Origin of the sequence: Salipiger mucosus DSM 16094, assembly GCF_000442255.1 — a bacterium.
GTDB lineage: Bacteria > Pseudomonadota > Alphaproteobacteria > Rhodobacterales > Rhodobacteraceae > Salipiger > Salipiger mucosus.
In genome coordinates this window covers 919,766-944,308 of sequence record NZ_KE557273.1, presented here as the reverse complement: position 1 = coordinate 944,308, position 24,543 = coordinate 919,766, and the positions used below count along the sequence as shown (strand labels likewise).

Below are 24,543 nucleotides of genomic sequence, written 5' to 3'. Positions count from 1 at the left end.
CTGGAGCCCCATGTCCGTCACATCCCTGAAGTCCGCCCCCGGCCTGCCTGCACAGGGCGTCGCCGATTGCGCCGATACGGTGCAGATCATGCTCGCCCGCCTGCGCCGCGAGCGCGAGAGCGCCGCGCGCGACTACGCGGCGCGGCTGGACGGCTGGGACGGCCCGTTCGAGATCGCGCCCGAGACGCTTGCCGCGGCGCACCGCCAGCTCGACGCGGAGCTGGTCGAAGCCATTGGCTATGCCCATGCCAACATCCGCGCCTTCGCGGAAGCACAGCGCGCCTCGGTCACGGAGTTCGAGACCGAGCTGCGCCCAGGGCTGGTGGCCGGCCAGCGGCTGATCCCGGTCGGCTGCGCCGGGGCCTATGTGCCGGGCGGGCGCTATGCGCATGTCGCCTCGGCGCTGATGACGGTGACCACGGCCCGCGCGGCGGGCGTGCCGGAGGTGGTGGCCTGCACGCCGCCCGGCCGCGACGGGCCGCATCCGGCGGTGCTGCACGCGCTGCACGTCGCCGGCGCCGACCGGGTGCTGGTGCTGGGCGGCGTGCAGGGGATCGCGGCCATGGCGCTGGGGCTATTCGGCCTGCCGGAGGCCGACATCCTCGTAGGGCCCGGCAACGCCTTTGTCGCCGAGGCCAAGCGGCAGCTGTTCGGCCCGGTGGGCATCGACATGGTGGCGGGGCCGACCGATTCCCTGGTGATCGCCGATGCCAGTGCCAGTGCCGAGACCGTGGCGGCCGATCTTGCCGGGCAGGCCGAGCACGGGGCCACATCGCCGGTCTGGCTGGTGACCGACCACCGGCCGCTGGCCGAGGCGGTGCTCCGGCGCGTCCCGCAGCTGATCGACGCATTGCCCGAGCCCAATCGCAGCGCGGCGCGAGAGGCCTGGGCGGCGCTTGGCGAGGTCATGCTGGCGGACAGCCGCGAGGAGATGGCCGCGACCGCGGACCGCTACGCGCCCGAGCACCTGCACGTGCAGGCGGCGGATCTCGACTGGTGGCGCGCGCGGTTGTGCGCCTACGGCTCGCTTTTCCTGGGGGCCGAGACCACCGTGGCCTTCGGCGACAAGGCGGCCGGGCCGAACCACGTGCTGCCCACCTCGGGGGCGGCGCGCCACACGGGCGGGCTGTCGGTGCACAAGTTCCTCAAGACCGTGACCTGGCAGCGCGTGGCGCCGCACGCCCTGCCGGATCTGGCCCGCGCGACCGCCACCATCAGCCGGGCCGAGGGGATGGAGGGGCATGCCCGGACCGCGGACATGCGGCTGGCGCCGCGCGCGCAACGTCTCGCGGAATGAGCCGCCTGCGGCTCGTGGCCGCCGCTCAGAGCCCGCGGCAGAGCCGCTCGGCGCGGTCGATGTAGTCGTTGTAGCGGTCCCAGAAATCGCGGTCGCGGCGGCGGTCTGACTGGCGGACCTCCTGCCCGCGGTGGGGGTCGTCGTAGAAGGAGACCGCGAGACGCTGGTCGGAGTTGGTGAGCTCGAGGTTCGCCGCCGCCTGCACGCAGCCGCAGAGCTCCGGGCTGCGCGCCCGGCGGTCCGAGGCGAGGCAGGCCCGCGAGATCGGTCCGCTCGCGAACCGAGACGCGTAGACATCTCCGCTCGTGCGTGAGCCTCCTCCGCCGCACCCTGCAAGTCCAAGCCCCGCAAGGAGCGCTACCGTGATCATCGCCCGCATCTGACCGCTCTCTCGTCTGCCCGATGGCGCCGCGCGGGGCTTTGCACCCTCCTTGGCCGACGCCGTTCACGGCAGGGTGCCCGAAGTTCACGCCGAATTCAATTCACCAAAGCGTTGGTGGAACCGGCGCCGCGCCGCCGGGCCCGACAGCCCGCAAGGGCGGATCCCCGCCGTTTTCCCGCCGCCCCTTTCATCGCCAAACCGCCCTGCTTAGGTGGGGGTCAGGCGCCGGGAGCCCCCGGCCCCATCGGACCTGAAAGGAGACGTCATGAAACTGAACGGCACCCTGCTGAAATCGACCGTGATCGCCGCCCTCGTCGCCGCACCGGTTGCGCCGGTTCTGGCCCAGAGCGCCGAGACCGAGGCCCCGGCAGAGACCCAGGAAGCCCCGGCGATGAGCTACAGCGAGGCAGAGCTGGAATCCTTCGTCGACGCGGCGATGGAAGTGATGGAGCTGCGCGCGTCCTACATGCCCCGCATCCAGGCGACCGAGAGCCAGGAAGAGCAGCAGAGCCTGATGGAAGAGGCACAGAGCGAGATGATGGCCGCCATCGAAGCCACCGAGGGCATGACCGTCGAGACCTACAACGAGATCGGCCAGGCCGCACAGCAGAACGCCGAGCTCAACGAGCGCCTCGTCGCCATGGCGCAGGAACGCCAGCAGGCGCAGAACACCGAGAACGACGGCTAATCCCGTCAGACAGAATTCCCGTCGCCTAGAGCCGTCCCGTACCCCGGGACGGCTTTTTCTTGTCCGTACGGCCGCGCGTCAGGAGCGGACCTCGAAACCGTCGGTATCCTCCGGCGCCTCGCAGGGGTCGTGCCGGACCTCCGAGACACTCGACGCGGGCGAGCCCTGGTGGAATCGCGCCAGCATGGTCGCGACCGCCTCGTCGCTGCCGGCGATCATCGCCTCGACCGCGCCGTCCGCGCGATTGCGCACCCAGCCCGTCAGGCCGAGGCCAAGCGCCTGTTCCTCGGTCCAGGCGCGGAACCACACGCCCTGCACCCGGCCCGTCACAACAACCCTTTCGCATCTCATGGCTGCCTCCCTCTCTCGCACCGGGGCGGACATGGGCGCCCGGCGGCTTCCCTTGGTGCAATATGGGCCCTCGTGCGCGACGATCCACCTTGACCGGCCCATGAAACAAAAGCATATCGCTGCGCATGACCGAGCTTTCGCGCATCCGCAACTTCTCCATCGTCGCCCACATCGACCACGGCAAGTCCACCCTGGCCGACCGGCTGATCCAGCTCACCGGCACCGTCGCCGAACGCGACATGCAGGAGCAGCTTCTCGACTCGATGGACATCGAACGCGAACGGGGCATCACGATCAAGGCCAACACCGTGCGCATCGAGTATCCGGCGCAGGACGGCCAGACCTACGTGCTGAACCTCATCGACACGCCGGGCCACGTCGACTTCGCCTACGAGGTGGCGCGCTCGATGCAGGCGGTCGAGGGATCGCTGCTGGTGGTCGACGCCACGCAGGGCGTCGAGGCGCAGACGCTGGCCAACGTCTACACGGCCATCGACGCCGACCACGAGATCGTGCCGGTGCTGAACAAGGTCGACCTGCCCGCGTCGGACCCCGACCGCGTCAAGGAGCAGATCGAGGACGTCATCGGCATCGATGCCTCGGACGCCTGCCTAATCTCGGCCAAGACCGGCGTCGGCATCCCCGACGTGCTCGAGGCCATCGTGAACCGCCTGCCCCCGCCGGACGAGGGCGACCGCGACAAGCCGCTTAAGGCGATGCTGGTGGATTCCAAGTACGACCAGTACCTGGGCGTGATCGTCATCGTGCGCATCATCGACGGCACGCTCAAGAAGGGCGACCGCATCCGCATGATGAAGACGGGCGGCACCTACGACGTGGACGACGTGGGCGTCTACCGCCCCGCCATGACCAACGTGAAAGAACTGGGTCCGGGCGAGATCGGCTACCTGAACGCCTCGATCAAGCAGGTGCGCGACACTCGCGTCGGCGACACCATCACCCACGAGAAGAAGCCCTGCGCCGAGCCGCTGCCGGGCTTCAAGCCTTCGGTGCCGGTGGTCTTCTGTGGCCTCTTCCCGGTCGACGCCAACGATTTCGAGGACATGCGCGACGCCATCGAGAAGCTGGCCCTCAACGACGCCTCCTTCACCTACGAGATGGAGACCTCGGCGGCGCTCGGCTTCGGCTTCCGCTGCGGGTTCCTCGGCCTGCTGCACCTCGAGGTGATCCGCGACCGGCTGGAGCGCGAGTACGACATCGAGCTCATCACCACCGCGCCGTCGGTGATCTACCATCTCTACACCAAGGACGGCGAGCGGCGCGACCTGCACAATCCCGCCGACATGCCCGATCCCAGCCTCGTGGCCCATGTCGAGGAGCCGCGGATCAAGGCCACCATCATGGTGCCGGACGAATACCTCGGCGACGTGCTCAAGCTCTGCCAGGAGCGGCGCGGTCTGCAGCTCGACCTGACCTACGTGGGCGGGCGCGCGATGACGGTCTACGACCTGCCCCTCAACGAGGTGGTCTTCGATTTCTACGACCGGCTTAAATCGGTGACCAAGGGCTATGCCTCCTTCGACTACGAGATGGTCGGCTACCGCGAGGACAACCTCGTGAAGATGCAGATCCTCGTGAACGACGAGCCCGTGGACGCGCTGGCCATGATGGTGCACCGCGACCGGGCCGAGATGCGCGGGCGTGCGATGTGCGAGAAGCTGAAAGAGCTGATCCCGCGCCACATGTTCAAGATCCCGATCCAGGCGGCCATCGGCGGCAAGGTCATCGCGCGCGAGACGCTGTCGGCCATGCGCAAGGACGTGACGGCCAAGTGCTACGGCGGCGACGCCTCGCGCAAGAAGAAGCTGCTCGAGAAGCAGAAGGCCGGCAAGAAGAAGATGCGCCAGTTCGGCAAGGTCGAGATTCCGCAGGAGGCCTTCATCTCCGCGCTCAAGATGGACGGCTGACACCGCCTGCCACTCGTGGGAACCGCGGGCCGGATGTCGGCGTTTCACAGTCTGTGTTGTTTCAACGGCGGACGCCGGCGGGCCTTCATGCGTGAAATGGGATGGTTGAGTGCCAACCGGCAAGCTCCCGCCACCCCTGCACCTTGAACCCTTGCCTTCCGCAGCGTAGCACCAATCTTGTTAACCGACAGACGCCACATCGCGAGGCCCCGCTTGGACATCGACGCCGTCACATCATCTTACGCCCGCTGGGCGCCCGTCTACGACCGCACCTTCGGGGCCATCACCGAGGTCGGGCGCCGCAAGGCCGCCGAATACGTCAACCGGCAGGAGCCCGGCGAGCTTCTCGAGGTCGGTGTCGGAACCGGCCTCTCGCTTCCTCGCTTCGACCGCGGTCACAAGATCACCGGCGTGGACTATTCCCACGACATGCTGGCCAAGGCGGAAACTCGCGTCGGCCGCATGGGCCTGCCGAACGTCGAGGACCTGCGGCAGATGGACGCCCGCAAGCTAGACTTTGACGACGACCGCTTCGACACGGTGGTCGCGATGCACGTGATCTCGGTCGTGCCTGATCCGGATCGCGTCATGGCCGAGATGGTGCGCGTGCTGAAGCCCGGCGGACGGCTTGTGATGACCAATCACTTTGCCCGCGAACGCGGCGTGCTGGGCTATCTCTCGCGCCGGACCGCGCGCTTTGCCGACCAGCTGGGCTGGCATTCCGATTTCGACATCCGCGTGGTCACCGACACCCCCGGCCTGCGCGAGATCGAGCGGCGGCGCCTGCCCCCGCTGGGCATGATGACCCTGCTCGTGCTGGAAAAGGACGCCAGCGCGCTGCACGACCGTCCGCTGGCGCGGAACGGTGCCGCGCCCCGGACCGGCGTCGGCTCGGCCGAGCCCCGCACCACCTGACGCGGGCCCCGGCGACTGAATTTCGGGAGACACCGCTCAGAGGGCGGTGTCCTCCCGCGCGACGCGGGCCTGCTCCCGCACCGGCGTGTCCTCTTCCTCGGGGGTGACGTCAGGCGCTTCGGTGTCGTCGTATTCCACGCCTTCGTAGCTCTCTTCCTCGCCCTCGTAGTAGCCCTCTTCCGTCACGATATCGTCGTTGTCATCGCCCGGCACCGGCCGGGCGTGCCGATCAGGGTACTGCCGCAACATGGTCCGTTCGACCTGCTGCAGCTTGCGCATCAGCTGGCTGAACGACGGCGCCTGCCCGTCGATGTAGTCCCTGACCTTGCCCAGCGCGGCCCGCTTGGCGCCATCCGGGATCTGGTCGATATCCAGGTGCGTGTTCCAGCGCGGCCCGCCCAACCAGACCGCCGAGAACATCAGCTGGGCCCGCGCATCCGGCGTGCCGCCCGCCACCAGCGCATCATAGAACATGCGGTGCACGTCCTGCCAGCGGGCGGCATGGTAGTTCGCCCCTGCCTCGTTGCCGACGCCGCAATAGGCGTCGTGGATTGCGCCCGCGCTGACGTATTCCGGCGCCGCCGGCGAGCCCACGATGGACACGAAGATGGGCGGGATCGAGGCGCCGTCCGTCAGCGTGCCGCTCGGCGCCACCCACCGCCGCTGGCGCGCATCGGAAAAGGTGAGCGTCTCGGCCAGCGGAAAGAAGCGGTAGGGCCGGCGCGGCAGGTCCACGGGCGCGTTGCGCACCCTCACGGGCGGCGTGAAATAGGCGCAGGCTCCGGGCCGCGTGGTGCAGGTGATCTCGGACAGCGCATCGACATCGCGCGCGTCCTGCGCAGTGGGGGTGCAGGCCGCGAGCGATACGAGCGCAACGCAGGCCATGACGGCTCTATGCATGATGGGAATCCCGTTTTCTGAAATAGATTTCGCACAGACCCTATCGGTCGCGGCGCCATGCGATCAAGCGATCCGAAAGTCCCCGGGTGCATGGCCGCACCACCTGCCCACCCCGGCGGCAGAGGCCCCGACGTCAGCCCGGCCGGTTGGCGGAATCGAGATCGTCCAGCAGCCCCTGCGCCGCCGCCTCGACCATGTCGAGCGTGCCGTCGAAGTCGCGCGTGTAATAGGGATCGGGCACCTCGTCGGTGCCGAGCTGCGGCGCGTAGTCGGTGAACCGGCGCAGGCGGGCCCGCGCATCGGCCGGCCGCAGACGCTCGAGCGAGTCGAGGTTCGCCGAATCCATCGCCAGCACGAGGTCGAAGTCATGGAAGTCCGCCACCGAGACCTGCCGCGCCCGCAGCCCCGCCAGGTCGTAGCCGCGCGCCCGCGCCGCGGCCTGCATCGGCCTGTAGGGCGGATCTCCGAGGTGCCAGTCGCCCGTTCCGGCGCTGTCGATTTCGAGAGCGATCCCGCGCGCCTCGGCCATGGCGCGCAGCACGCCCTCGGCCGAAGGCGAGCGGCAGATGTTGCCGAGACAGACGAAGAGGATACGATGCGCCATGCGGGGCCTCCTTTGGCCTCTCTCTAACGCGCGACGACCAAGGGGGAAAGCATGGCGAGAGCGGAGCGAATCCTGGTGCTCACAGGTGCGGGCATCTCGGCCGAGAGCGGCCTGGGCACCTTTCGCGACGAGGGCGGCCTCTGGGCGCAGCACGACATCCGCGACGTGGCCACGCCCGAGGGTTTCGCGCGCGACCCGGCGCTGGTGCAGGGCTTCTACAACGCGCGTCGCCTGCAGGCCGCCGGGGCCGCGCCGAACCCCGCGCATGTCGCGCTCGCGCGGTTGCAGCGCGACTGGCCCGGCGAGGTGACGATCGTCACGCAGAACGTCGATGCGCTGCACGAACGCGCCGGCGCCGAGGTCATCCACATGCATGGCGAGTTGTCCCGCGCCCTCTGCGTCGCCTGCGAGCACCGCTGGGACGCGCCGCCCGAGATGGCGCCGCAAGAGCCCTGCCCCGCCTGCGGCAAGCCCGCCGCCCGGCCCGACGTCGTCTGGTTCGGCGAAATGCCCTACCACATGGACCTGATCCTCGAGCACCTCGAGCGGTGCGACCGATTCGCTGCCATCGGGACCTCGGGCCAGGTCCACCCGGCCGCAGGGTTCGTGCAGGAGGCGACGCTGGCTGGCGCCGCAACCATCGAGCTGAACCTCGAGTCGAGCGAGGTCAGCCGCATCTTCCACGAGCGCCGGGCGGGCCCGGCCACCGAGACCGTGCCCGCCTGGGTCGAGACGCTTCTGGCCTCGGCCTGACGGCGTGCCGTCAGTGCGACATGGCCCCGTGATCGGGCTGGCGCTCGAGATCCACGGGGATGTCGACGACGCGCTCCCCGGCCTTCTCGAAGGTAAGCGTCACGGTTACCGTTCCGCCGTGCTCGAAGGGCTGCGTGACGCCCATGAACATGACATGGTCGCCGCCGCGCGCCAGCATGTGGTGACCGCCCGCGGGGATTGCAAAGCCCTCTTCCACCTCGGTCATCTTCACCACGCCGTCGCCCATGTCGACATGCGTGTGGAGCTCGACCTTCATCGCGGCCTCCGAGTCGACCGCGACCAGGCGGTCGTCTTCCGCCCCTGTGTTCTCGATCTGCATGAAGGCCGCCCCGGTCTTGGCGCCCGGCATGGCGCTGCGGGCATAGGCGTCGCTGATGACGATGTCGGCCGCGGCGGGCGTGGCCAGGGCCAGCCCCAGCGCGCCGGCGATTGCGCTCTTGATCTTCATTGTGAAAGTCCTTTCTCAACAGTCTGGAATTACGATGATTTCAGACGTCGAGCGGAGGTCCCCTCGCGGTGCCGGCGGGCGGAACGCGACCTGCGCGATGCCGCTGTCCCGAGCGGGCGGCCACCGGCTGCCATGCAAAGACGCGCGGCGTGATGACCGGCGACTCCGCGAGTGCGGCGAAAAAGCCGGACGCGGCGTCCGGGCAGATATGCGCGGGGCCGACGGGATTGCCCTCGGCATCCACCGCGATGACGGCCAGCCCCTGGCCCGTGCAGATGACCATCTGGCCGGCCGGCGCCGGCGCGGCACGCGCCACGGCAGCCTCGTAGCCGGTCAGAGCCAGCACGAGCGCCAGCAGAACCGCCAAGGGTGCAAGGAAACGCCGCGTCATGGCCGACTTGCTAGAACATTTCCGCACAAACGTCTCGCGACAAAAGGAAACAGCCCCGTCGCCACTGGCGCGGGGCTGCAAATTCCTGCCTTGGTCAGAAGCCTCAGGCTTCGATCGTGGCCGCCTGCGCGGACTGGGCCTTGAGGATCTCCTTCTTGATCTTCAGCGCGGTCTCGCTGAGATCGGAGTCCTTCGCCTTGGCCAGGAACTTGTCCAGGCCGCCGCGGTGATCGACCGAGCGCAGCGCCGAGGCCGAGATGCGCAGCTTGACGCCGCGGCCCAGGACCTCGGACTGCAGGGTCACATCATTCAGGTTCGGCAGGAAGCGACGCTTGGTCTTGTTGTTGGCGTGGCTCACGTTGTTGCCCACCATCGGGCCTTTGCCGGTCAGTTCGCATACGCGCGACATGGGTCCATCCTCATCGTGTCGGGGCGAAAGCACGGGCCTTTCGCCAATATCAAAGGGCGCCTTCATGCGGCGCCCGGAATCTGGTCGCGTTTCCCTAGCCGCAAGCACACGGCGCGTCAAGCCCGCTCGCGGCTACATCCCGAGATAGTCGCGCAGCAGCTCCTCGGCTGCCGCCGCGGCGGTGACATCGCCCGCCTCGACCTGCCGTGCGAGCGCCTCCATGGCGCCTTTCACCGGCTCGCGGCGCAGCCGGGCCAGCAGGCCCTCGCGCACCTCGGCCTCGAACCAGTAGCGCGCCTGCTGCGCACGGCGGGCGTCGAAATGCCCGGTCTCGCGACGCCAGTCCGCCAGCGCCGTCATCTCGGACCAGGCCTCCTGCAGCCCGTTCTCCTCGACCGCCGAGACGGTCAGCGCCTTCGGGAAGCCCTCCGGGTCCTGCGGCCGCTTGCGCAGCAGGCGCAGCGCCCCGGCGTAGTCGGCGCAGGTGCGCACCGCGGTCGATTTCAGGTCGCCGTCGGCCTTGTTGATCAGGATGATGTCGGCAGTCTCCATGATCCCGCGCTTCACCCCCTGCAGCTCGTCGCCCCCTGCCGGCGCCAGCAGCAGCAGGAAAAGATCCGACATCTCGGCCACCACCGTCTCGGACTGGCCGACGCCAACGGTCTCGATGAGAATCACGTCGAAATCGGCTGCCTGGCAAAGGTCGATCGCCTCGCGCGTGCGCCGCGCCACGCCGCCCAGGTGGCTCTGCGAGGGCGAGGGCCGGATGAAGGCCCTGGGATCGCGGCTCAGCCGCTCCATGCGGGTCTTGTCTCCAAGGATCGAGCCGCCCGAGCGCGCCGACGAGGGATCCACCGCCAGCACCGCGACCTTGAGCCCCTGCCCGGTCAGCATCGTGCCGAAGGCCTCGATGAAGGTCGACTTGCCCACGCCGGGCGTGCCGGAAAGCCCCACGCGCAGCGCCTGCCGCCCGTGCCCGCGCAGCTCTTCCAGCAGCTCCGCCGCCTGCGCGCGGTGATCCGCCCGGTTGCTCTCCACCAGCGTGATCGCCCGCGCCAGGGCGCGCCGCTCGCCCGCCAGGATGCGCTTCGCCAGCTCCACGTTCTCCATGCCCTCGTCCCTTCCTGATGCGCCCCGAACTGACCGCCCCCGCCGGGGGATGTCCACCCCTCCCCGGCTTCTTCTTGTTCCAAATACGCCAAGCGGCCAGCGGCCCGGCACCGCGCCCGGAAGATGGACCCCCGCGTCTCCTTGCGTCATAACCCGCGCCATGGACCGCCTGCCCATCGACGACGCCCTGCCCGACCTCACCCGCGCCCTGCGCACCCACGGCCGTGCCGTTCTTCAGGCCCCGCCCGGGGCCGGCAAGACCACGCGCGTCCCGCTCGCCATGCTCGACGCCGGTCTCACCCGCCAGAAGATCGTCATGCTCGAACCGCGCCGCCTCGCCGCCCGCGCCGCCGCCGCGCGCATGGCCGAGACGCTGGGCGAGAGCCCGGGCGAGACCGTCGGCTACCGCATCCGGGGCGAGGCGAAAAGCGGCAAGGCGACCCGCATCGAGGTTGTGACCGAGGGCATCCTCACCCGAATGATCCAGTCCGACCCCGAGCTCTCGGACATCGGCGCGGTGATCTTCGACGAGTTCCACGAACGCTCGCTCAACGCCGATCTCGGCCTCGCGCTCTGCCTCGAGATCGCCGGCGCCCTGCGCGAGGACCTGCAGCTCGTCGCCATGTCCGCCACGCTCGACGGCGGCCCCGTGGCCGAGCTCATGCAGGCCCCCATGGTGACCTCCGAGGGCCGCGCCTTCCCGGTCGAGCCGCGCTGGCTCGACGCCCCGCGCCCGAAACGCCAGCGGTTCGAGGAGGGCATGGCAGACCTCATCGTCCGCGCCGCCGCCGAAACCGAAGGCGGCATCCTCGCTTTCCTCCCCGGCGAGGGCGAGATCCGCCGCACCGAGGCGCTGCTGAAATCGCGCCTGCCCGCCGACTGCCGCATCCGCCCGCTCTTCGGCGCCATGGACTTCGCCGCCCAGCGCGCCGCGATCCGCCCCGAGACCGAGGGCCGCAAGGTCGTGCTCGCCACCGCCATCGCCGAGACCTCGCTCACCATCGAGGACATCCGCGTCGTGGTCGACGGCGGCCGCGCCCGGCGCGCGCGCTTCGATCCCGGCAGCGGCATGTCGCGGCTGGTGACCGAGCGCGTGACCCGCGCCGAGGCGACCCAGCGCGCCGGGCGCGCGGGCCGCGTCGCCCCCGGCACCGCCTGGAAGCTCTGGACCAGTGGCGAGGACGGTGCGCTCGCCGCCTATCCGCCGCCCGAGATCGAGGTCGCGGACCTCGCGGGGCTCGCGCTGGAGCTCGCGCTCTGGGGCGCGCAGGCTGCCGACATGCCCTTCCTGACGCCGCCCAACCCGGGCGCGCTGGCCGAGGCCAACGCGCTCCTGCGGATGCTGGGCGCGCTCGACGCCGAGGACCGCATCACCACGCATGGCCGCGCGCTGTCCCGGCTGCCACTGCACCCCCGTCTGGCCCACATGCTGCGCCATGCGGGCCCCGATGCGGCGCCGCTCGCCGCCCTGCTGTCGGATCGCGACCCGCTGACCGGCGCGCCCTGCGACCTCGCGCTGCGTCTCGAGGCGCTGGCCGATCCGCGCCGCTTTGCCGAGACGCGCCCGCACGGCATCAACCGCGGCGCGCTCGAGCGTATCCGCGCCGAGACGCGGCGACTTTCGCGCCAGGCCGGGCCCGCGCCCGACGAGCCGCTCTCCCCCGCCGCCATGGCCGCGCTGGCCTATCCCGACCGGGTCGGCCTGCGCCGCAAGGGCGAGGCGCCGCGCTTCGTGCTCTCGGGCGGCAAGGGTGCCATCATGGACCAGGCCGACCCGCTGGCGGGCAGCCGGCTGATCGTGGTCACCGACACCGACGGCAACCCGCGCGAGGCGCGCATCCGGCAGGCCGCGCCGATCTCGGAGTCCGAACTGCGCACGCTCTTTTCCGACCAGATCGCCTGGCACGATGTCTGTGAATGGTCCCGGCGCGAGCGCCGCGTCGTCGCGCGCCAGCAGGAGCGCTTCGGCGCCCTGGTGCTCGACGACCGGATCTGGAAGGACGTTCCCGACGCGCAGGTCGCCCGAGCGATGCTCGGCGGCGTGCGCGAGCTGGGCCTCGCCCTCCCGGCGCCGGCGCGGCGGTTCTGCGCGCGCGTGGCGCTGGCGCGCAACGACGGGCTCGATCTGCCCGACATGTCCGAGGCCGCGTTGATGGAGACGCTGGATGACTGGCTCCTGCCCTTCCTCGACGGCGTCCGCAGCGCAGGCGACTGGAAGGGCTTCGATCCGCTGCCCGCCCTGCGTGCAAGGCTCGACTGGGGCCAGATGCAGGCGCTTGATGCCGCGGTTCCGGGCAAGTTCACCACGCCCCTCGGCCGCGAGATCCCCATCGACTACTCGGGCGAGCACCCCGAGATTTCGCTCCGCCTGCAGGAGATGTTCGGCCAGCGCACGCATCCGACCGTGGGCGGCACGCCGGTGCGGGTCACGCTGCTGTCGCCGGCGCAGCGCCCGGTGCAGACCACGATGGACCTGCCGGGGTTCTGGGACGGCTCCTATGCCGACGTGCGCAAGGACATGAAGGCGCAATACCCCAAGCATCCCTGGCCCGAGGACCCGCGCGAGGCCGATCCCACGCTCCGGGCGCGCCCGCGCCGCAAGTGACGCGCGGTGCGCTCCCTCCCCCTGCCAGGGGGAGGGCCGGGGGTGGGTGTCAGCGGGACACCTGGATCGATTCGAGGTATTCCAGCAGCGCCACCAGCTTGCGCGGCGTCGGCGTGAGCGTGCCGTCGCCTGTATCCAGCGGCACGAGATCGCCTTCCAGCAACTCGCCGAACTCGGGCATCGCTGGTCCGTCGAGATCGGACCGCGCGTAACCATCGATGGTCGAGAGCACCCGCGCCCGCGGGAAGCTGTCGCCATTGCGCACCGAGATCAGCGTGAGATTCGCCGGCGGCTTGTCCATCGCCCTTGCCAGCTCTCCGTTTCCGGTCGCGTCGGCCCCGTGGCAGGCCGCGCAATACTGCATGTAGAGCGCCCGGCCATCGCCGGCTTCCGGCATCTCGTCGGTCTGGCACCCCGCCAGCGCAAGTGCCGCCGTCGCCCATCCTGCGGTCAAAAGGTATTTCATGCTGTGCTCCCGTACCCCCTTGGTCTTGCCCCATCTGTCGCCCGCACGACGCGGGCACGCAAGCCCTCTGCGCGGCGGGGTGACATTCCCGCCGTGCCCGGCCATGTTGCGCGCGACGTCCCCCAGGCCCGGAGATCCCATGCCCGTTCAAGCCCTCGTCATGCTGGCCGCCGGTATCGGCGTTCCCCTGCTGGCCGCACTCAACGCGCGGCTTGGCGCGCACCTGGGCTCGCCGGCCGCCGCGGCGACGATCCTGTTCTGTGTCGCCCTCGCCGCGACCCTCGCGGTGCTGCTGGTGCTGGACCCGCGCCCGGTCATGCGCGCGGCCACGGCGCCGAAGCACCTGTTCCTGGGCGGGCTCTGCGTGGCCTTCTACGTGCTCTCGGTGACCTACGTGGCCCCCACCTTCGGGGTGGGCAACGCGATCTTCTTCGTGCTGATCGGCCAGCTTCTGAGCGCCGCGCTGATCGACCATTTCGGCCTGTTCGGCGCGCGGATGGAACCCTTCACGCTGAAGCGCGGCACCGGCCTCGCGCTCATGGCGCTCGGCGTCTGGGTCACGCAACGGGCCTGAGACGCCCCTCGTCCAGCTCCACCCGCCGATCCATGCGCGCGGCCAGCTCGTGGTTGTGCGTGGCGATAACCGCCGAGAGGCCGGTCTCGCGCACCAGCCGCATCAGCGCGTCGAAGACCCGGTCCGAGGTCGTGGGATCGAGGTTGCCCGTGGGCTCGTCCGCCAGCAGAAGCCGCGGCGTGTTGGCCATGGCGCGGCAGAAGGCCACGCGCTGCTGCTCGCCCCCCGAGAGCGCCGCCGGGCGGTGTTCCGCGCGCGGCGCGATGCCCACGCTGTCCAGCAGCTCGCGCCCGCGCGCCTCGGCCGCATCCTTCGCCACGCCGTCGGCCAGCTGCGGCAGCACGATGTTCTCGAGCGCCGTGAACTCGGGCAGCAGGTGGTGGAACTGGTAGATGAATCCCACCTCGCGGCGGCGGATCACCGTCCGGCGCCGGTCCGACCGCAGGTCCATGACCTCGCCGCCGATGGCGACCTCGCCCGCGTCGGGCGTGTCGAGCAGCCCGGCGATGTGCAGCAGCGTCGATTTGCCGGCCCCCGAGGGTGCGACCAGTGCGACGACCTCGCCCCGCCCGACCGTGAGGTCCGCGCCGCGCAGCACGAGGATCTCGTTCGGCTCGCCGTGGTTGTAGCCCTTCTCGATGCCCGAAAGGCGCAGCACCTCGTCACTCTCACTCATAGCGCAGCGCCTCCACCGGGTTCATGCGGGCCGCACGGCGGGCCGGCAGGATCGTGACCACGAAGGACAGCCCCAGCGACAGCGCCATGGCGCTCGCGACGTCGGCCCACTGCAGCTTGGCGGGCAGCGAGTAGATCCCGCGCACCGCCGGGTCCCAGACCCCGCCGCCGGCGACGTAGTTCACGAAGGAGAAGATCGGGTCGATGTAGATCGCGAAGAGGCAGCCGAGGACCACGCCCATCACCGTGCCGATCACCCCGGTGAAGGCACCGCAGATGAAGAAGACGCGCAGCACCGAGCCCTCGGTCAGGCCCATGGTGCGCAGGATGCCGATGTCGCGGCCCTTGTTCTTGACCAGCATGATGAGCCCCGAGACGATGTTCATCGTGGCGATCAGCACCAGCACCGAGAGGATCACGAACATCACGTTGTCCTCGACCTCGAGCGCGCGCAGGAAGGCGCCGGAACTGTCCTGCCAGGTCCAGATCAGCGCGCCCTCGCCTGCGGCCCTCTGGATCGGCAGGGCGACGTTCTCGACACTCTCGGGATCGTCCACCATGACCTCGAGCTCGTCGGCCACGCCCTCGCGGTTGAAATAGAGCTGCGCCTCGCCGAAGGGCATGTAGGCGCGTGTGCGGTCGATGTCGTAGCGCCCCGCGGTGAAGATGTAGGTGACCTCGTAGGCCTTGACCCGCGGGCTGGTGCCGAAGGGCGTCTTGGCCCCGTCGGGCGAGATCAGCTTGATCTGGTCGCCGACGCCGAGCCCCAGCTCGCGCGCGACGCCCGAGCCGATGGCGACACCCTCGGAAAAGCGCGCGATGTCGCCCTGCGCAGTGTCGGGGTCGGCGATGCGCGGGATGGTCTCGAGGTCATCCTGCGCGATGCCGAAGACCTCGACGCCCGCGTTGCGACCGTTGGCCGTGCCCATGACCTGGCCCTTGACCAGCGGCGCGACCCGCGTGACGCCCGGCACCTCGGCCACCCGCGCGGCACGCTCGTCGAAGTCGGGGAAGGTCCGCACCATGCGGCCGAACTCGTCCTCGCGCTGCGACGCATAGACCGTGACGTGAGCGTTGGAGCCCAGGATCGTGTCCACGAACTCGGCCCGGAAGCCCGAGCGCACGGAAAGCGTCGCGATCAGCGCGAAGACCGCGAGCGTGATGCCCACGAGGCTGATCCAGGTCATCACGCTGACGCCGCCCTCGGCGCGACGGGCGCGCAGGTAGCGCCAGGCGATCGTCCATTCGAAGCCGGCAAAGGGGGGTGGGGTTCTGGCCATGTGTTTCGGTCTTGTCCCGGGGCTGCTCGGGCGCGAAACTGGCCTTTTGCCGGAACGGGGTCAAGCGCGCCCGCGTTCCGGTGGTAAGCAGGGTAAGGGGACGTGCATGAAACTTCTCGTGATCGGAGCGAGCCGCGGGATCGGCGCCTGTGTCGTCGAGGCAGCGCTTGCGCGCGGCCATGAGGTGCGCGCCTTGTCCCGGAGCGCCGCCGACATGCCGCTGCGCGACGGGCTCGAGCCCCTGCCCGGCGATGCCACCGACCCCGAGGCGGTCGCCGAGGCGGTGCAGGGCGTGGACGCCGTGGTGATGGCGCTTGGGGTGCCCGAGGGGCTGTCGATGCTCTGGACCGAGGTGACGCTCTTCTCCGAGGCGACCGGCGCGCTGCTGCCGGCGATGCAGCAGGCCGGCGTGCGCCGACTGGTGGCGGTGACAGGCATCGGCGCGGGCGACTCGGCCTCGGCGCTGTCGACGGCCGAGAGGATGACGCAGAAGGCCCTGCTGGGCCGGCCCTATGCCGACAAGGACCGGCAGGAAGAGATGATCCGTGCATCGGGCCTCGACTGGACGCTCCTCCGGCCCGGCATTCTGACCAATGGCGCGGTCGGGCGCTACAAGGTGCTGCGCGAGCCCGGCGAATGGCGCATGGGCCTCATCAGCCGCCGGGCCGTCGCGGACGCGGTCATGCAGACCCTTGAGGACGAGACCAGCATCGGCACGGCGCCGGTCCTGGTGCGCTGAGGCACCGCGCTGCGGCAGGCAGCAACGCCGCGTCGCGCGGGCGCTGCAACGCGGCTTGACGCGACTCGCGGACAGGCCGTAAAGCGCCGGAATGACCGGTCCCAGATTCCCCGCCCTGATCCGCGAGTTGCCAGAAACCGTGCCCTTCGTGGGCCCGGAGTTGCAGGAGCGCGAGATGGGTCGCCCCTTCCGCGCGCGTCTTGGCGCCAACGAGAACGTCTTCGGCGCCTCACCGCGGGCTGTCGAGGCTATCTGCGCCTCGGGCGAGCACGTCTGGAAATACGCCGACCCCAGCCACCGCGACCTGAAGGCGGCGCTCTGCGACAAGCTGGACTGCGCGCCGGAAAACATCGTCTTCGGCGTCGGCATCGACGGCGCACTGGGCGACTTCCTGCGCCTGCTGGTCGAGCCGGGCGACGCGGTGGTGACCTCGGCCGGGGCCTACCCGACGTTCAACTACCACGTCGACGGGCTGGGCGGTGTGCTGCACAAGGTACCCTTCCGCGACGACCACGAGGACATCGCCGCGCTGTTCGCCAAGGCGGCCGAAGTCGACGCCAAGGTCGTCTACCTGTCGAATCCCGACAACCCGATGGGCAGCTGGCACGCGGGCGAGGTGATCGAGGCCGCGCTGGCCGACCTGCCCGAGGGCTGCGTGCTGGCACTGGACGAGGCCTATGTCGAGTTCGCCCCCGAGGGCACCGCGCCCCGCATCGGCGTCGAGGATCCGCGCGTGATCCGCTTCCGCACCTTTTCCAAGGCCTACGGCATGGCAGGCATCCGGCTGGGCTATGCCATCGGCGCGCAGCCGCTGATCCGGGCCTTCGACAAGATCCGCAACCACTTCGCCATGAACGGGCCCGCGCAGGCCGCCGCGCAGGCCGCCGTGCAGGACGAGGACTGGCTGGCCCATGTCCTCGCACAGGTGGACGACGCCAAGGCGCACATCGCCGAGATCGCGGCCGCGAGCGGGCTGACCGCCCTGCCCTCGGCCACGAACTTCGTCACCGTGGATTGCGGTCGCGACGGCGATTTCGCCCGCGCGGTCCTGAAGGGCCTGATCGAGCGCGGCGTTTTCGTCCGAATGCCCGGCGTCGCCCCGCTGGACCGCTGCATCCGCATCAGCGCGGGCCGGCCCGAGGAGCTCGACGTGCTGGCCGAGGAACTGCCCCGGGCGCTGGCTGCCGCCCGAGGCGGCGACTGAACGCGACGCAGGCACCTCTCGGCCGGAAACGGCTTCTCAACCTTTCGCAGGCAGGCTCCGCCGTGACTTTCCGGCAAAGGGCGCTAGGCTTTTTGCCAGAGACATTCCTGCCGATGGAGGTGCGGATGGAGCCGCGCAGCCGCATGCCCGCGCCCGACTACACGACCGCGAACCTCGTGCTGATTTTCGTGAACATGCTGTGGATCTTCGGCGTCATCTGGGTCCAGTTCGGACTGGGCGCCGTGGTGATCCTCGGCGCCCTGCTCAATCATCTCATCACGCGGCTGGAATACCGTCTGCGACAGCAGGGGTGACGGCGCGTGCAGCGCCGATGACCTCGGCCGCCGCCGCGACGCCGCCGCGGCCGTGCGGGATGTCCAGCGCGTGAAGCCCGGCCTCGACCACGCCCAGAAGGCCAAGGATCATGTGGGCGTTGACGTGGCCCATGTGCCCGAAACGGAAAAAGCCGGTGCCGGCGGGATCGTCGGGCTCCGACATGCCAAGGCCCAGGCCCAGCGTCACGCCCGCCTCGCGCGCGGTCCACTCGCGCAGCTGTTTGCCCAGCGGGGCGCCCAGCCGCAGTGCAGTCACCGCGTGGCTGCGCAGCGCGGGATCGGAGATGTTGAGCGTCAGCGGCCCCTCGGCCCCCCAGACATCGGCCGCCGCCCAGATCGATTGCGCAAGGCGCGCGTGCCGCTCCCAGATCGCCTCGAGGCCCTCGGCGCGGATCATGTCCAGCGCCTGGCGCAGACCGAAGAGGTGATGCGTGGGCGCCGTGCCGCCGAAGTTCTGGTAGAAGAATTCCGGGTTCGCCCGCGGGATCCAATCCCAGTAGCGGCTGACGCGGGGCATCTCGGCGCGCCGGGCCGCGGCGCGTTCGTTGAAGAAGACGAAGCTCAGCCCCGGCGGCACCATCAGCCCCTTCTGCGAGCCCGCGACCATGACGTCGGCGCCCCAGTCGTCCATGCGGAACTCGTCGCAGGCGAGCGAGGCGATGCAGTCGACCATGAGCAGCGCCGGGTGGCCGGTGGCGTCGATGGCGCGGCGCACCGCCGCGATGTCGTTGCGCACCGAGGTTGCGGTGTCGACATGCGTCGCCAGCACCGCCTTGATACGGTGGTCGCGATCGGCCGCGAGCGCCTCGGAGACGCGGGCGGGATCGATGGGCGACTGACGGCCGAAGTCGATGACCTGCGTCTCGATCCCGAGACCCTGCGCCATGTCGGCCCAGCCGTGGCCGAACCGGCCGGTGGCGGGCACGAGCACCGCATCGCCCTCGGCCGCGACGTTCGACAGCGCGGCCTCCCAGGCGCCGTGACCGTTCGCGATGTAGATCGCCGCGTTGGCCGTCGTCTGGGCGACGTAGCGCAGGTCGGGGATCATCCCCGCGACCATGTCGACGAGATCGCCCTCGTAGATGTTCGGCGACGGGCGGTGCATCGCCTGCAACACCGAGTCCGGAATCACGGAAGGACCGGGAATGGCCAGGTATTGGCGACCGTGGGCGAGCGACATGAAAACCTCCGGGAAGATCCGCCCCTTGAAAGCCGGGCGGCAGGGGCCAAAGTATCCGTCCCTGCGCCGGCGTCAATCCGGCGGGCGGGTTGCCACGCGCCCGCCCGCCCCGTAAACACCGCGCGACGCGAAAGGACAGGGCACATGCTGGCCGCACTCTGGCAGAGGATCGAGCAGGCCGAACGGCGCTTTCGCCGTTCCTTCGGCAAGGATATCTCGACTCCGCGCACGCGGGCGCTGTCGCAGCTGCACTACAACCTGTTCGACCACGCCTGGCTGCGCACGGTCTGGACCAACTTCTGGCAGATCGCGCCGGGGGTCTGGCGGTCGAACCACCCGACGCACCGCCGGTTCGAGAAATACGCGGCCATGGGCATCCGCACGGTCATCACGCTGCGCGGCGAGGAAAAGTACTCCCACTACCTCTTCGAGAAGGAAAGCTGCGAGAAGCTGGGCCTCACGCTGCTGCACGCCAAGCTCTGGGCCCGCATGGCGCCCAAGCGCTCGCGGATCGAGCATCTCATCGACACGATGCGGCAGGCCGAGAAACCGATGATGTTCCACTGCAAGTCGGGCGCCGACCGGGCGGGTTTCGCCTCGGCCGTCTACCTGATGGTCTTCGAGGGCGTGCCCGTCGCCGAGGCGCGCAAGCAGATGGGCCTGAAGTACATCCATCTCGAATTCACCAAGACCGGCGTGCAGGGCTACATCCTCGACACCTACGCGGCGCGCAACGCGCGCTCGCCGATCTCCTTCGAGGACTGGATCCGCACGGAATACGACGCCAAGGCGGTGCAGGCCGGGTTCGACGCACGCCGCCCGCCGGAAGAGATCGCGTGAGCGACGCGCCCGATAACGCCCGCGGGCTCTTTGCCTGGCTCTGGTGGACCTACCTCTGGCCCTACCGGGGGCTGCTGACGCTCGCGCTGATCTTCATGTCCATCGAGGGCGCGATGTTCGGCTTTCTCAGCTACATGATGAAGCCGATGTTCGACGAGGTTTTCGTGGGCGGCAGCGGCGACGCCCTGGTCTGGGTCGGGCTGGCCTTCTTCAGCATCTTCCTGATCCGGGCACTGGCCAGCATCGCGCAGAAGGTGCTGCTCACGCGCGTGTCGCAGATGAGTGTGGGCGACATCCGCAACGACCTGCTGTCGCACCTGATGACGCTCGAGGGTGCCTTTCACCAGTCGCACGGCCCGGGCTACCTGATGCAGCGGGTCGAGGGCGACGTGGACAGCGTCAACAAGGTCTGGCGCATCATCATCACGGGCGCGGGGCGCGACGTGATCGCGCTGATCTCGCTCTTCGCGGTCGCGATGGGGATCGACTGGCGCTGGACGCTGGTGGCGCTTGTGGGCGCCCCGCTGCTGGTGGCCCCGGCCATCGTGCTGCAGCGTTTCGTGCGCGGCAACGCGCGGGCGGCGCGCGATATCGCGGCGCAGCTCTCGACCCGGCTCAACGAGGTCTTTCACGGCATCGTGCCGGTCAAGCTGAACCGGCTCGAGGACTACCAGTCGAAGCGCTACCGCCGGCTGACGGATGATCGCATCCATACCGAGGTGCGCGCGGCCATGGGACAGGCCTCGATCCCCGGTCTCATCGACATCATGTCGGGCGTCGGCTTCATGGGCGTGCTGCTCTACGGCGGCGGCGAGATCCTGTCCGGCGAAAAGACCGTCGGCGATTTCATGGCCTTCTTCACCGCCATCGGCCTGGCCTTCGAGCCGCTGCGCCGGCTGGGCGCGGTGAGCGGCAACTGGCAGATCGCCGCGGCCTCGCTGGAGCGCATCAAGGAGCTGCTCGACCGCGTTCCCGGACTGCGCGACCCCGAGGCGCCGGTCGCGGCGCCCGAAGGCGTGCCGGAGATCGTGCTGAGCGACGTGCAGCTGGCCTACGGCGACGCACCGGTGCTACGCGGCGCCTCCTTTGTCGCCGAGGCGGGCAAGACCACGGCCCTGGTGGGCGCCTCGGGCGCGGGCAAGTCGACGGTCTTCAATGTGCTGACACGCCTCGTCGACGCCGAGTCAGGCGCGGTGACGATCGGCGGGCAGCGCGTGGAACGGATGCGGCTCGCCGAGCTGCGCGCGCTCTTCTCGGTGGTGAGCCAGGAGGCGTTGCTCTTCGACGAGACGCTGCGCGAAAATATCCTGCTAGGGCGCACCGACGTCGGCGAGGACCGCCTTCAGGAGGTGCTTAAGGCCGCGCATGTGGCCGACTTCCTGCCCCGGCTCGAGGCCGGGCTCGAAAGCCCCGTTGGACCGCGCGGCTCGAACCTTTCGGGCGGGCAGCGGCAGCGGGTGGCCATCGCCCGCGCGATCCTGCGCGACACCCCGATCCTGCTGCTCGACGAGGCAACCTCGGCGCTCGACGTGGCCTCGGAAGCCGTGGTGCAGGAAGCACTGGACCGCCTCGCGGAGGGCCGCACCACGCTGGTCATCGCGCACCGGCTCTCGACCGTGCGGCACGCCGACAAGATCGTGGTGATGGACGCCGGGCGCGTCGTCGAGGACGGCACGCACGACGAGTTGCTGGCGCGTGGCGGAGCCTATGCCGAGCTGCACGCGATGCAGTTCGAAAGCGCTGGCGCGGCGGCGCCCGGCGCGCGGGACTGACGGCGATGCGGGCGGCGATCCCTCGCCGCGCCGCGCATTCCCCCTGTCATGCCGCGACCGTGACGACTATATCGCCGGTAAGCGAACGGAGGGCAGAATGACAGACGATCGCAGGGTGTTCCGCGTGAGCGGGCCCGAAACGATTCACTTCCTGCAAGGACTGGTGACCAACGACGTGACCCGCCTCCCCGAGGGGCCGGTCTACACGGCGCTGCTCACGGCGCAGGGCAAGTACCGCGCGGATTTCTTCCTGGTGCCCGAGGGCGAGGCCGTGCTGGTCGACGTGGCAGAGCCCGTCGCCGACGACCTGCTGCGCGCACTGACCATGTACAAGCTGCGCTCGCAGGTCGAGATCGAGGAGACGGACATCGTCGTGGCACGCGGCCCCGGCGCCGCGCCCGAGGGCGCCTGGGACGATCCGCGCGACCCGCGCATGGGCTGGCGCGCCTACGACGGACGGCCGTCCGAACCCGCCGACTGGGACGCGCTGCGGGTCGAGGCCTGCGTGCCCCAGACCGGCGTAGAGCTGACGCCCGACACCTTCATCCTCGAGGCCGGCTTCGAGCGGCTGAACGGCGTCGATTTCCGCAAGGGCTGCTACGTCGGCCAGGAGGTGACGGCGCGGATGAAACACAAGACCGAACTGCGCAAGGGGCTCGCCCGGGTCGAGGTCGCAGGCGAGGCGCCCGTCGGCACCGAGATCATGGCCGGCGAGAAGGTCGCGGGCAGGCTCTACACGCAGGCGGGCGGCCAGGGCATCGCCTACCTCCGCTTCGACCGCGCCAAGGGCGACATGACCGCAGGGGACGCCACCGTGCGGTATGTGCCATGAGGCTGGAGCGCGTCGGAGACCAGTTCGGCGTCAAGGTGGCCTCGGTTCAGCCGGTTCACGGCGGCGATCTGTCCGAGGTCGCCCGCGTCGAGCTCGAGAACGGCCGGATCATGGCCGTGAAGCGCGGCCCGGTGGTTGACGTCGAGGCGCGCATGCTCAAGGCCATGGCGCTGGCCGGGGCGCCCGTCCCCGAGGTGCTGCACCAGGTCGACGACCTGCTCTGCCTCGAGTGGCTCGAGGACATCGGCCCCTCGGAGGAGGGCTGGCGCAAGCTGGGCGAGGGTCTGCGGGGACTGCACGGCACGGGCGGCGCAGACTATGGCTGGCCCGAGGACTATGCCTTCGGCCCCCTGCCCCTGCGCAATTCCCCGCGCGACGACTGGTGCGAGTTCTGGGCCGAGGCGCGGCTGCGCCCCTTCCTCCCGGACCTGCCCGCAGACCTCGCGTCGCGCGTCGAAAGGCTGGCCGACACGCTGACCGAGCGTCTGCCCGCACAACCCGAGGCCGCGCTGCTGCACGGCGATCTCTGGACCGGCAACGCGCTCTTCGGACGGGCCAAGGCCTGGATGATCGACCCGGCCTGCTACCACGGTCATGCCGAGGTGGACCTGGCGATGCTCGAGCTCTTCGGCAATCCGCCGGCCGCCTTCTGGCAGAGCTACGGGGAAACGGACCCGCAGCGCGAAGACAGGCGACCGGTGTACCAGCTGTTCCCGGCACTCGTGCACCTGCGGCTCTTCGGCGATGGCTATCGCGGCATGGTCACCCGGATGCTGGACGCGGCCGGCGTCTAGGCGCAGGTTCCTTCGAAGAGAATTTGCGCCCTCACCCGCGCGCCCGCTCTTTCGGGAGCCCGGCGCGCGGGACAGGCTCGCAGGCCGCGACCAGGCGGCGCGCGATGCCGCGATGGCGCCAGGTCGGTGCCACCCAGACGTAGTGGCGCCCCGCGAGGACATCGACCGCCTCCCGGGGCCAGGCGATGAGGCAGCCGCGCAGCGCCCCGCCGGCGCGGTAGCCCAGCACACGGGCGCCACCACGCATCTCGCACGACAGCACGTCGCACAGCGCGCCCGGCTCGGTCATGCCGCAAACCTGCCCCGGCAGCCTGTCGGCGGCCGGCCGCAACATCCGGGCAAGGTCGGGAAGATCATCTTCGGTACAGGTCACGATCATGAAAAGGCCTCCAGGCGTTTGCCGGAGGCCCTTTCGATCTGTTCATGGCGCGCCCCCGGCCGATTGCGGGGGATATGCGCGCGAGCCCCGTGTCAGGCGCGCTCGGCATACTCCATGGTCTCGGTGTTCACGACGATGTCCTCGTCCTGCCCGACGAAGGGCGGCACCGAAATCCGCACGCCGTTATCCAGAACGGCGGGCTTGAAGCTGTTGGCGGCGGTCTGCCCCTTCACCACCGGCTCGGTCTCGGCGATGCGGCAGGTCACCTTCTGCGGCAGCGTGGCGTTCAGCGCCTCGGATTCGTAGAACTCGACCTGGATGGTCATGCCATCCTGGAGGAACGGGCGCCGGTCGCCGAGGATCTCGGCCGGCAGCGTGACCTGATCGTAGGTCTCGGTGTCCATGAAGGTCAGCAGGCCATCGCTTTCGAAGAGGAACTGCATGTCGCGCTGCTCGAGCCGCACGCGTTCCACCTTGTCGGCGGAGCGGAAGCGCTCGTTCAGCTTGGAGCCGTTGCGCAGGTTGCGCAGCTCGACCTGGGCAAAGGCGCCGCCCTTGCCGGGCTTGACGTGTTCGACCTTCACCGCGGCCCAGAGGCCGCCGTTGTGCTCGAGGACGTTGCCGGGGCGAATTTCGTTCCCGTTGATCTTGGGCATGAGGAGTTACCTTGA

28 protein-coding genes are annotated in these 24,543 nt (G+C 69.9%); 14 read left to right on the top strand and 14 right to left on the bottom strand.

Annotated elements, in window-relative coordinates; all coding sequences use genetic code 11:
• The first annotated feature begins 10 nt into the window (after window positions 1-10).
• Entirely contained in the window at window positions 11-1,297 is a 1,287-nt protein-coding gene (gene hisD, locus SALMUC_RS04720; RefSeq protein ID WP_020041361.1) for a histidinol dehydrogenase, read from the top strand.
• A gap of 25 nt (window positions 1,298-1,322) precedes the next feature.
• Here hisD and SALMUC_RS04715 read toward each other — a convergent pair whose 3' ends face one another.
• Window positions 1,323-1,676 carry a hypothetical protein gene (locus SALMUC_RS04715; RefSeq protein ID WP_037371005.1) on the bottom strand — a complete coding sequence of 118 codons (354 nt, stop codon included), beginning with the start codon at window positions 1,674-1,676 and terminating at the stop codon, window positions 1,323-1,325.
• 268 nt (window positions 1,677-1,944) lie between these two features.
• On the opposite strand from SALMUC_RS04715, the gene SALMUC_RS04710 reads away from it, so the two are divergent.
• Complete coding sequence (locus SALMUC_RS04710; RefSeq protein ID WP_020041359.1) at window positions 1,945-2,367, top strand: DUF4168 domain-containing protein; 423 nt, start codon at window positions 1,945-1,947, stop codon at window positions 2,365-2,367.
• Window positions 2,368-2,445: 78 nt separating this feature from the next.
• On the opposite strand, the gene SALMUC_RS04705 is transcribed toward SALMUC_RS04710, so the two are convergent.
• Window positions 2,446-2,718 (bottom strand): acylphosphatase, encoded by a 273-nt coding sequence (locus tag SALMUC_RS04705; protein ID WP_037371004.1) that lies wholly within the window; start codon window positions 2,716-2,718, stop codon window positions 2,446-2,448.
• Window positions 2,719-2,843: 125 nt separating this feature from the next.
• Between SALMUC_RS04705 and lepA the strand changes: the two genes are divergently transcribed.
• Both lepA and SALMUC_RS04695 read left to right on the top strand, forming a co-directional pair.
• Window positions 2,844-4,646, top strand: a complete 1,803-nt coding sequence (gene lepA / locus SALMUC_RS04700; RefSeq protein ID WP_020041357.1) for a translation elongation factor 4 — start codon at window positions 2,844-2,846, stop codon at window positions 4,644-4,646.
• Window positions 4,647-4,859: 213 nt separating this feature from the next.
• Entirely contained in the window at window positions 4,860-5,561 is a 702-nt protein-coding gene (locus tag SALMUC_RS04695) for a class I SAM-dependent methyltransferase (protein ID WP_020041356.1), read from the top strand.
• 36 nt (window positions 5,562-5,597) lie between these two features.
• On the opposite strand, the gene SALMUC_RS04690 is transcribed toward SALMUC_RS04695, so the two are convergent.
• Both SALMUC_RS04690 and SALMUC_RS04685 read right to left on the bottom strand, forming a co-directional pair.
• On the bottom strand, window positions 5,598-6,461 hold the full coding sequence (locus SALMUC_RS04690; protein WP_156883365.1) for a DUF1353 domain-containing protein: 864 nt from the start codon (window positions 6,459-6,461) through the stop codon (window positions 5,598-5,600).
• 133 nt (window positions 6,462-6,594) lie between these two features.
• Entirely contained in the window at window positions 6,595-7,065 is a 471-nt protein-coding gene (locus SALMUC_RS04685) for a low molecular weight protein-tyrosine-phosphatase (RefSeq protein WP_020041354.1), read from the bottom strand.
• A gap of 51 nt (window positions 7,066-7,116) precedes the next feature.
• Here SALMUC_RS04685 and SALMUC_RS04680 point away from each other — a divergent pair, with 51 nt between their 5' ends.
• Window positions 7,117-7,818, top strand: coding sequence for an NAD-dependent deacylase (locus SALMUC_RS04680; protein ID WP_020041353.1), 702 nt, complete (start codon window positions 7,117-7,119; stop codon window positions 7,816-7,818).
• A gap of 10 nt (window positions 7,819-7,828) precedes the next feature.
• On the opposite strand, the gene SALMUC_RS04675 is transcribed toward SALMUC_RS04680, so the two are convergent.
• From SALMUC_RS04675 to meaB, 4 genes are all read right to left on the bottom strand, one after another.
• The gene (locus SALMUC_RS04675) at window positions 7,829-8,287 is read right to left on the bottom strand and encodes a copper chaperone PCu(A)C (protein ID WP_020041352.1); all 459 of its coding nucleotides are present in this window, start codon (window positions 8,285-8,287) and stop codon (window positions 7,829-7,831) included.
• Window positions 8,288-8,327: 40 nt separating this feature from the next.
• The gene (locus SALMUC_RS27995) at window positions 8,328-8,678 is read right to left on the bottom strand and encodes a hypothetical protein (protein WP_020041351.1); all 351 of its coding nucleotides are present in this window, start codon (window positions 8,676-8,678) and stop codon (window positions 8,328-8,330) included.
• A 103-nt stretch (window positions 8,679-8,781) separates the two neighbouring features.
• Window positions 8,782-9,087, bottom strand: coding sequence for a 50S ribosomal protein L28 (gene rpmB, locus SALMUC_RS04665; protein ID WP_020041350.1), 306 nt, complete (start codon window positions 9,085-9,087; stop codon window positions 8,782-8,784).
• A gap of 132 nt (window positions 9,088-9,219) precedes the next feature.
• Entirely contained in the window at window positions 9,220-10,197 is a 978-nt protein-coding gene (gene meaB, locus SALMUC_RS04660) for a methylmalonyl Co-A mutase-associated GTPase MeaB (RefSeq protein ID WP_020041349.1), read from the bottom strand.
• A 160-nt stretch (window positions 10,198-10,357) separates the two neighbouring features.
• On the opposite strand from meaB, the gene hrpB reads away from it, so the two are divergent.
• Entirely contained in the window at window positions 10,358-12,802 is a 2,445-nt protein-coding gene (gene hrpB / locus SALMUC_RS04655; protein WP_020041348.1) for an ATP-dependent helicase HrpB, read from the top strand.
• Between the two features lie 49 nt (window positions 12,803-12,851).
• Here the strand turns inward: hrpB and SALMUC_RS04650 are convergent, their stop codons facing one another.
• The gene (locus SALMUC_RS04650; protein WP_020041347.1) at window positions 12,852-13,268 is read right to left on the bottom strand and encodes a c-type cytochrome; all 417 of its coding nucleotides are present in this window, start codon (window positions 13,266-13,268) and stop codon (window positions 12,852-12,854) included.
• A gap of 139 nt (window positions 13,269-13,407) precedes the next feature.
• On the opposite strand from SALMUC_RS04650, the gene SALMUC_RS04645 reads away from it, so the two are divergent.
• Window positions 13,408-13,842, top strand: coding sequence for a DMT family transporter (locus SALMUC_RS04645; RefSeq protein ID WP_020041346.1), 435 nt, complete (start codon window positions 13,408-13,410; stop codon window positions 13,840-13,842).
• Here SALMUC_RS04645 and SALMUC_RS04640 read toward each other — a convergent pair.
• Window positions 13,826-14,518, bottom strand: a complete 693-nt coding sequence (locus SALMUC_RS04640) for an ABC transporter ATP-binding protein (RefSeq protein WP_020041345.1) — start codon at window positions 14,516-14,518, stop codon at window positions 13,826-13,828. The genes SALMUC_RS04645 and SALMUC_RS04640 overlap by 17 nt on opposite strands.
• A complete protein-coding gene (locus SALMUC_RS04635; protein WP_020041344.1) occupies window positions 14,511-15,797 on the bottom strand; it encodes a lipoprotein-releasing ABC transporter permease subunit in 1,287 nt (428 codons plus the stop codon). The genes SALMUC_RS04640 and SALMUC_RS04635 overlap by 8 nt, the downstream gene beginning before the upstream one ends.
• 106 nt (window positions 15,798-15,903) lie before the next feature.
• On the opposite strand from SALMUC_RS04635, the gene SALMUC_RS04630 reads away from it, so the two are divergent.
• From SALMUC_RS04630 to SALMUC_RS04620, 3 genes are all read left to right on the top strand, one after another.
• On the top strand, window positions 15,904-16,536 hold the full coding sequence (locus tag SALMUC_RS04630) for an NAD(P)-dependent oxidoreductase (protein ID WP_020041343.1): 633 nt from the start codon (window positions 15,904-15,906) through the stop codon (window positions 16,534-16,536).
• 91 nt (window positions 16,537-16,627) lie between these two features.
• Window positions 16,628-17,740: a pyridoxal phosphate-dependent aminotransferase gene (locus SALMUC_RS04625; protein ID WP_020041342.1), complete on the top strand. Its 1,113-nt coding sequence runs from the start codon at window positions 16,628-16,630 to the stop codon at window positions 17,738-17,740.
• A 92-nt stretch (window positions 17,741-17,832) separates the two neighbouring features.
• Window positions 17,833-18,054, top strand: a complete 222-nt coding sequence (locus SALMUC_RS04620; RefSeq protein ID WP_245584660.1) for a histidinol phosphate aminotransferase — start codon at window positions 17,833-17,835, stop codon at window positions 18,052-18,054.
• Here SALMUC_RS04620 and SALMUC_RS04615 read toward each other — a convergent pair.
• Window positions 18,017-19,255, bottom strand: coding sequence for a pyridoxal-phosphate-dependent aminotransferase family protein (locus SALMUC_RS04615; protein WP_020041340.1), 1,239 nt, complete (start codon window positions 19,253-19,255; stop codon window positions 18,017-18,019). The two genes, SALMUC_RS04620 and SALMUC_RS04615, sit on opposite strands and share 38 nt — an antisense overlap.
• 144 nt (window positions 19,256-19,399) lie before the next feature.
• Here SALMUC_RS04615 and SALMUC_RS04610 point away from each other — a divergent pair, with 144 nt between their 5' ends.
• The 4 genes from SALMUC_RS04610 (at window position 19,400) to SALMUC_RS04595 (ending at window position 23,493) form a co-directional block, all read left to right on the top strand.
• Window positions 19,400-20,095 (top strand): phosphatase domain-containing protein, encoded by a 696-nt coding sequence (locus SALMUC_RS04610; RefSeq protein WP_020041339.1) that lies wholly within the window; start codon window positions 19,400-19,402, stop codon window positions 20,093-20,095.
• Window positions 20,092-21,867, top strand: coding sequence for an ABC transporter ATP-binding protein (locus SALMUC_RS04605; protein WP_020041338.1), 1,776 nt, complete (start codon window positions 20,092-20,094; stop codon window positions 21,865-21,867). The genes SALMUC_RS04610 and SALMUC_RS04605 overlap by 4 nt, the downstream gene beginning before the upstream one ends.
• A gap of 97 nt (window positions 21,868-21,964) precedes the next feature.
• Complete coding sequence (gene ygfZ, locus SALMUC_RS04600) at window positions 21,965-22,699, top strand: CAF17-like 4Fe-4S cluster assembly/insertion protein YgfZ (RefSeq protein ID WP_020041337.1); 735 nt, start codon at window positions 21,965-21,967, stop codon at window positions 22,697-22,699.
• The gene (locus SALMUC_RS04595) at window positions 22,696-23,493 is read left to right on the top strand and encodes a fructosamine kinase family protein (protein ID WP_020041336.1); all 798 of its coding nucleotides are present in this window, start codon (window positions 22,696-22,698) and stop codon (window positions 23,491-23,493) included. The genes ygfZ and SALMUC_RS04595 overlap by 4 nt, the downstream gene beginning before the upstream one ends.
• A gap of 31 nt (window positions 23,494-23,524) precedes the next feature.
• Here SALMUC_RS04595 and SALMUC_RS04590 read toward each other — a convergent pair whose 3' ends face one another.
• Both SALMUC_RS04590 and efp read right to left on the bottom strand, forming a co-directional pair.
• On the bottom strand, window positions 23,525-23,872 hold the full coding sequence (locus SALMUC_RS04590; protein ID WP_020041335.1) for a GNAT family N-acetyltransferase: 348 nt from the start codon (window positions 23,870-23,872) through the stop codon (window positions 23,525-23,527).
• Window positions 23,873-23,964: 92 nt separating this feature from the next.
• A complete protein-coding gene (gene efp, locus SALMUC_RS04585; protein WP_020041334.1) occupies window positions 23,965-24,528 on the bottom strand; it encodes an elongation factor P in 564 nt (187 codons plus the stop codon).
• Between the last annotated feature and the right edge of the window lie 15 nt (window positions 24,529-24,543).

What these genes read in the sequence shown, in the direction of transcription:
- hisD (WP_020041361.1), top strand. Translation starts at nt 11, where the DNA reads ATGTCCGTCACATCCCTGAAGTCCGCCCCCGGCCTGCCTGCACAGGGC.
- SALMUC_RS04715 (WP_037371005.1), bottom strand. Translation starts at nt 1,676, where the DNA reads ATGCGGGCGATGATCACGGTAGCGCTCCTTGCGGGGCTTGGACTTGCA.
- SALMUC_RS04710 (WP_020041359.1), top strand. Translation starts at nt 1,945, where the DNA reads ATGAAACTGAACGGCACCCTGCTGAAATCGACCGTGATCGCCGCCCTC.
- SALMUC_RS04705 (WP_037371004.1), bottom strand. Translation starts at nt 2,718, where the DNA reads ATGAGATGCGAAAGGGTTGTTGTGACGGGCCGGGTGCAGGGCGTGTGG.
- lepA (WP_020041357.1), top strand. Translation starts at nt 2,844, where the DNA reads ATGACCGAGCTTTCGCGCATCCGCAACTTCTCCATCGTCGCCCACATC.
- SALMUC_RS04690 (WP_156883365.1), bottom strand. Translation starts at nt 6,461, where the DNA reads ATGCATAGAGCCGTCATGGCCTGCGTTGCGCTCGTATCGCTCGCGGCC.
- SALMUC_RS04685 (WP_020041354.1), bottom strand. Translation starts at nt 7,065, where the DNA reads ATGGCGCATCGTATCCTCTTCGTCTGTCTCGGCAACATCTGCCGCTCG.
- SALMUC_RS04680 (WP_020041353.1), top strand. Translation starts at nt 7,117, where the DNA reads ATGGCGAGAGCGGAGCGAATCCTGGTGCTCACAGGTGCGGGCATCTCG.
- SALMUC_RS04675 (WP_020041352.1), bottom strand. Translation starts at nt 8,287, where the DNA reads ATGAAGATCAAGAGCGCAATCGCCGGCGCGCTGGGGCTGGCCCTGGCC.
- SALMUC_RS27995 (WP_020041351.1), bottom strand. Translation starts at nt 8,678, where the DNA reads ATGACGCGGCGTTTCCTTGCACCCTTGGCGGTTCTGCTGGCGCTCGTG.
- rpmB (WP_020041350.1), bottom strand. Translation starts at nt 9,087, where the DNA reads ATGTCGCGCGTATGCGAACTGACCGGCAAAGGCCCGATGGTGGGCAAC.
- meaB (WP_020041349.1), bottom strand. Translation starts at nt 10,197, where the DNA reads ATGGAGAACGTGGAGCTGGCGAAGCGCATCCTGGCGGGCGAGCGGCGC.
- hrpB (WP_020041348.1), top strand. Translation starts at nt 10,358, where the DNA reads ATGGACCGCCTGCCCATCGACGACGCCCTGCCCGACCTCACCCGCGCC.
- SALMUC_RS04650 (WP_020041347.1), bottom strand. Translation starts at nt 13,268, where the DNA reads ATGAAATACCTTTTGACCGCAGGATGGGCGACGGCGGCACTTGCGCTG.
- SALMUC_RS04645 (WP_020041346.1), top strand. Translation starts at nt 13,408, where the DNA reads ATGCCCGTTCAAGCCCTCGTCATGCTGGCCGCCGGTATCGGCGTTCCC.
- SALMUC_RS04640 (WP_020041345.1), bottom strand. Translation starts at nt 14,518, where the DNA reads ATGAGTGAGAGTGACGAGGTGCTGCGCCTTTCGGGCATCGAGAAGGGC.
- SALMUC_RS04635 (WP_020041344.1), bottom strand. Translation starts at nt 15,797, where the DNA reads ATGGCCAGAACCCCACCCCCCTTTGCCGGCTTCGAATGGACGATCGCC.
- SALMUC_RS04630 (WP_020041343.1), top strand. Translation starts at nt 15,904, where the DNA reads ATGAAACTTCTCGTGATCGGAGCGAGCCGCGGGATCGGCGCCTGTGTC.
- SALMUC_RS04625 (WP_020041342.1), top strand. Translation starts at nt 16,628, where the DNA reads ATGACCGGTCCCAGATTCCCCGCCCTGATCCGCGAGTTGCCAGAAACC.
- SALMUC_RS04615 (WP_020041340.1), bottom strand. Translation starts at nt 19,255, where the DNA reads ATGTCGCTCGCCCACGGTCGCCAATACCTGGCCATTCCCGGTCCTTCC.
- SALMUC_RS04610 (WP_020041339.1), top strand. Translation starts at nt 19,400, where the DNA reads ATGCTGGCCGCACTCTGGCAGAGGATCGAGCAGGCCGAACGGCGCTTT.
- ygfZ (WP_020041337.1), top strand. Translation starts at nt 21,965, where the DNA reads ATGACAGACGATCGCAGGGTGTTCCGCGTGAGCGGGCCCGAAACGATT.
- SALMUC_RS04595 (WP_020041336.1), top strand. Translation starts at nt 22,696, where the DNA reads ATGAGGCTGGAGCGCGTCGGAGACCAGTTCGGCGTCAAGGTGGCCTCG.
- SALMUC_RS04590 (WP_020041335.1), bottom strand. Translation starts at nt 23,872, where the DNA reads ATGATCGTGACCTGTACCGAAGATGATCTTCCCGACCTTGCCCGGATG.
- efp (WP_020041334.1), bottom strand. Translation starts at nt 24,528, where the DNA reads ATGCCCAAGATCAACGGGAACGAAATTCGCCCCGGCAACGTCCTCGAG.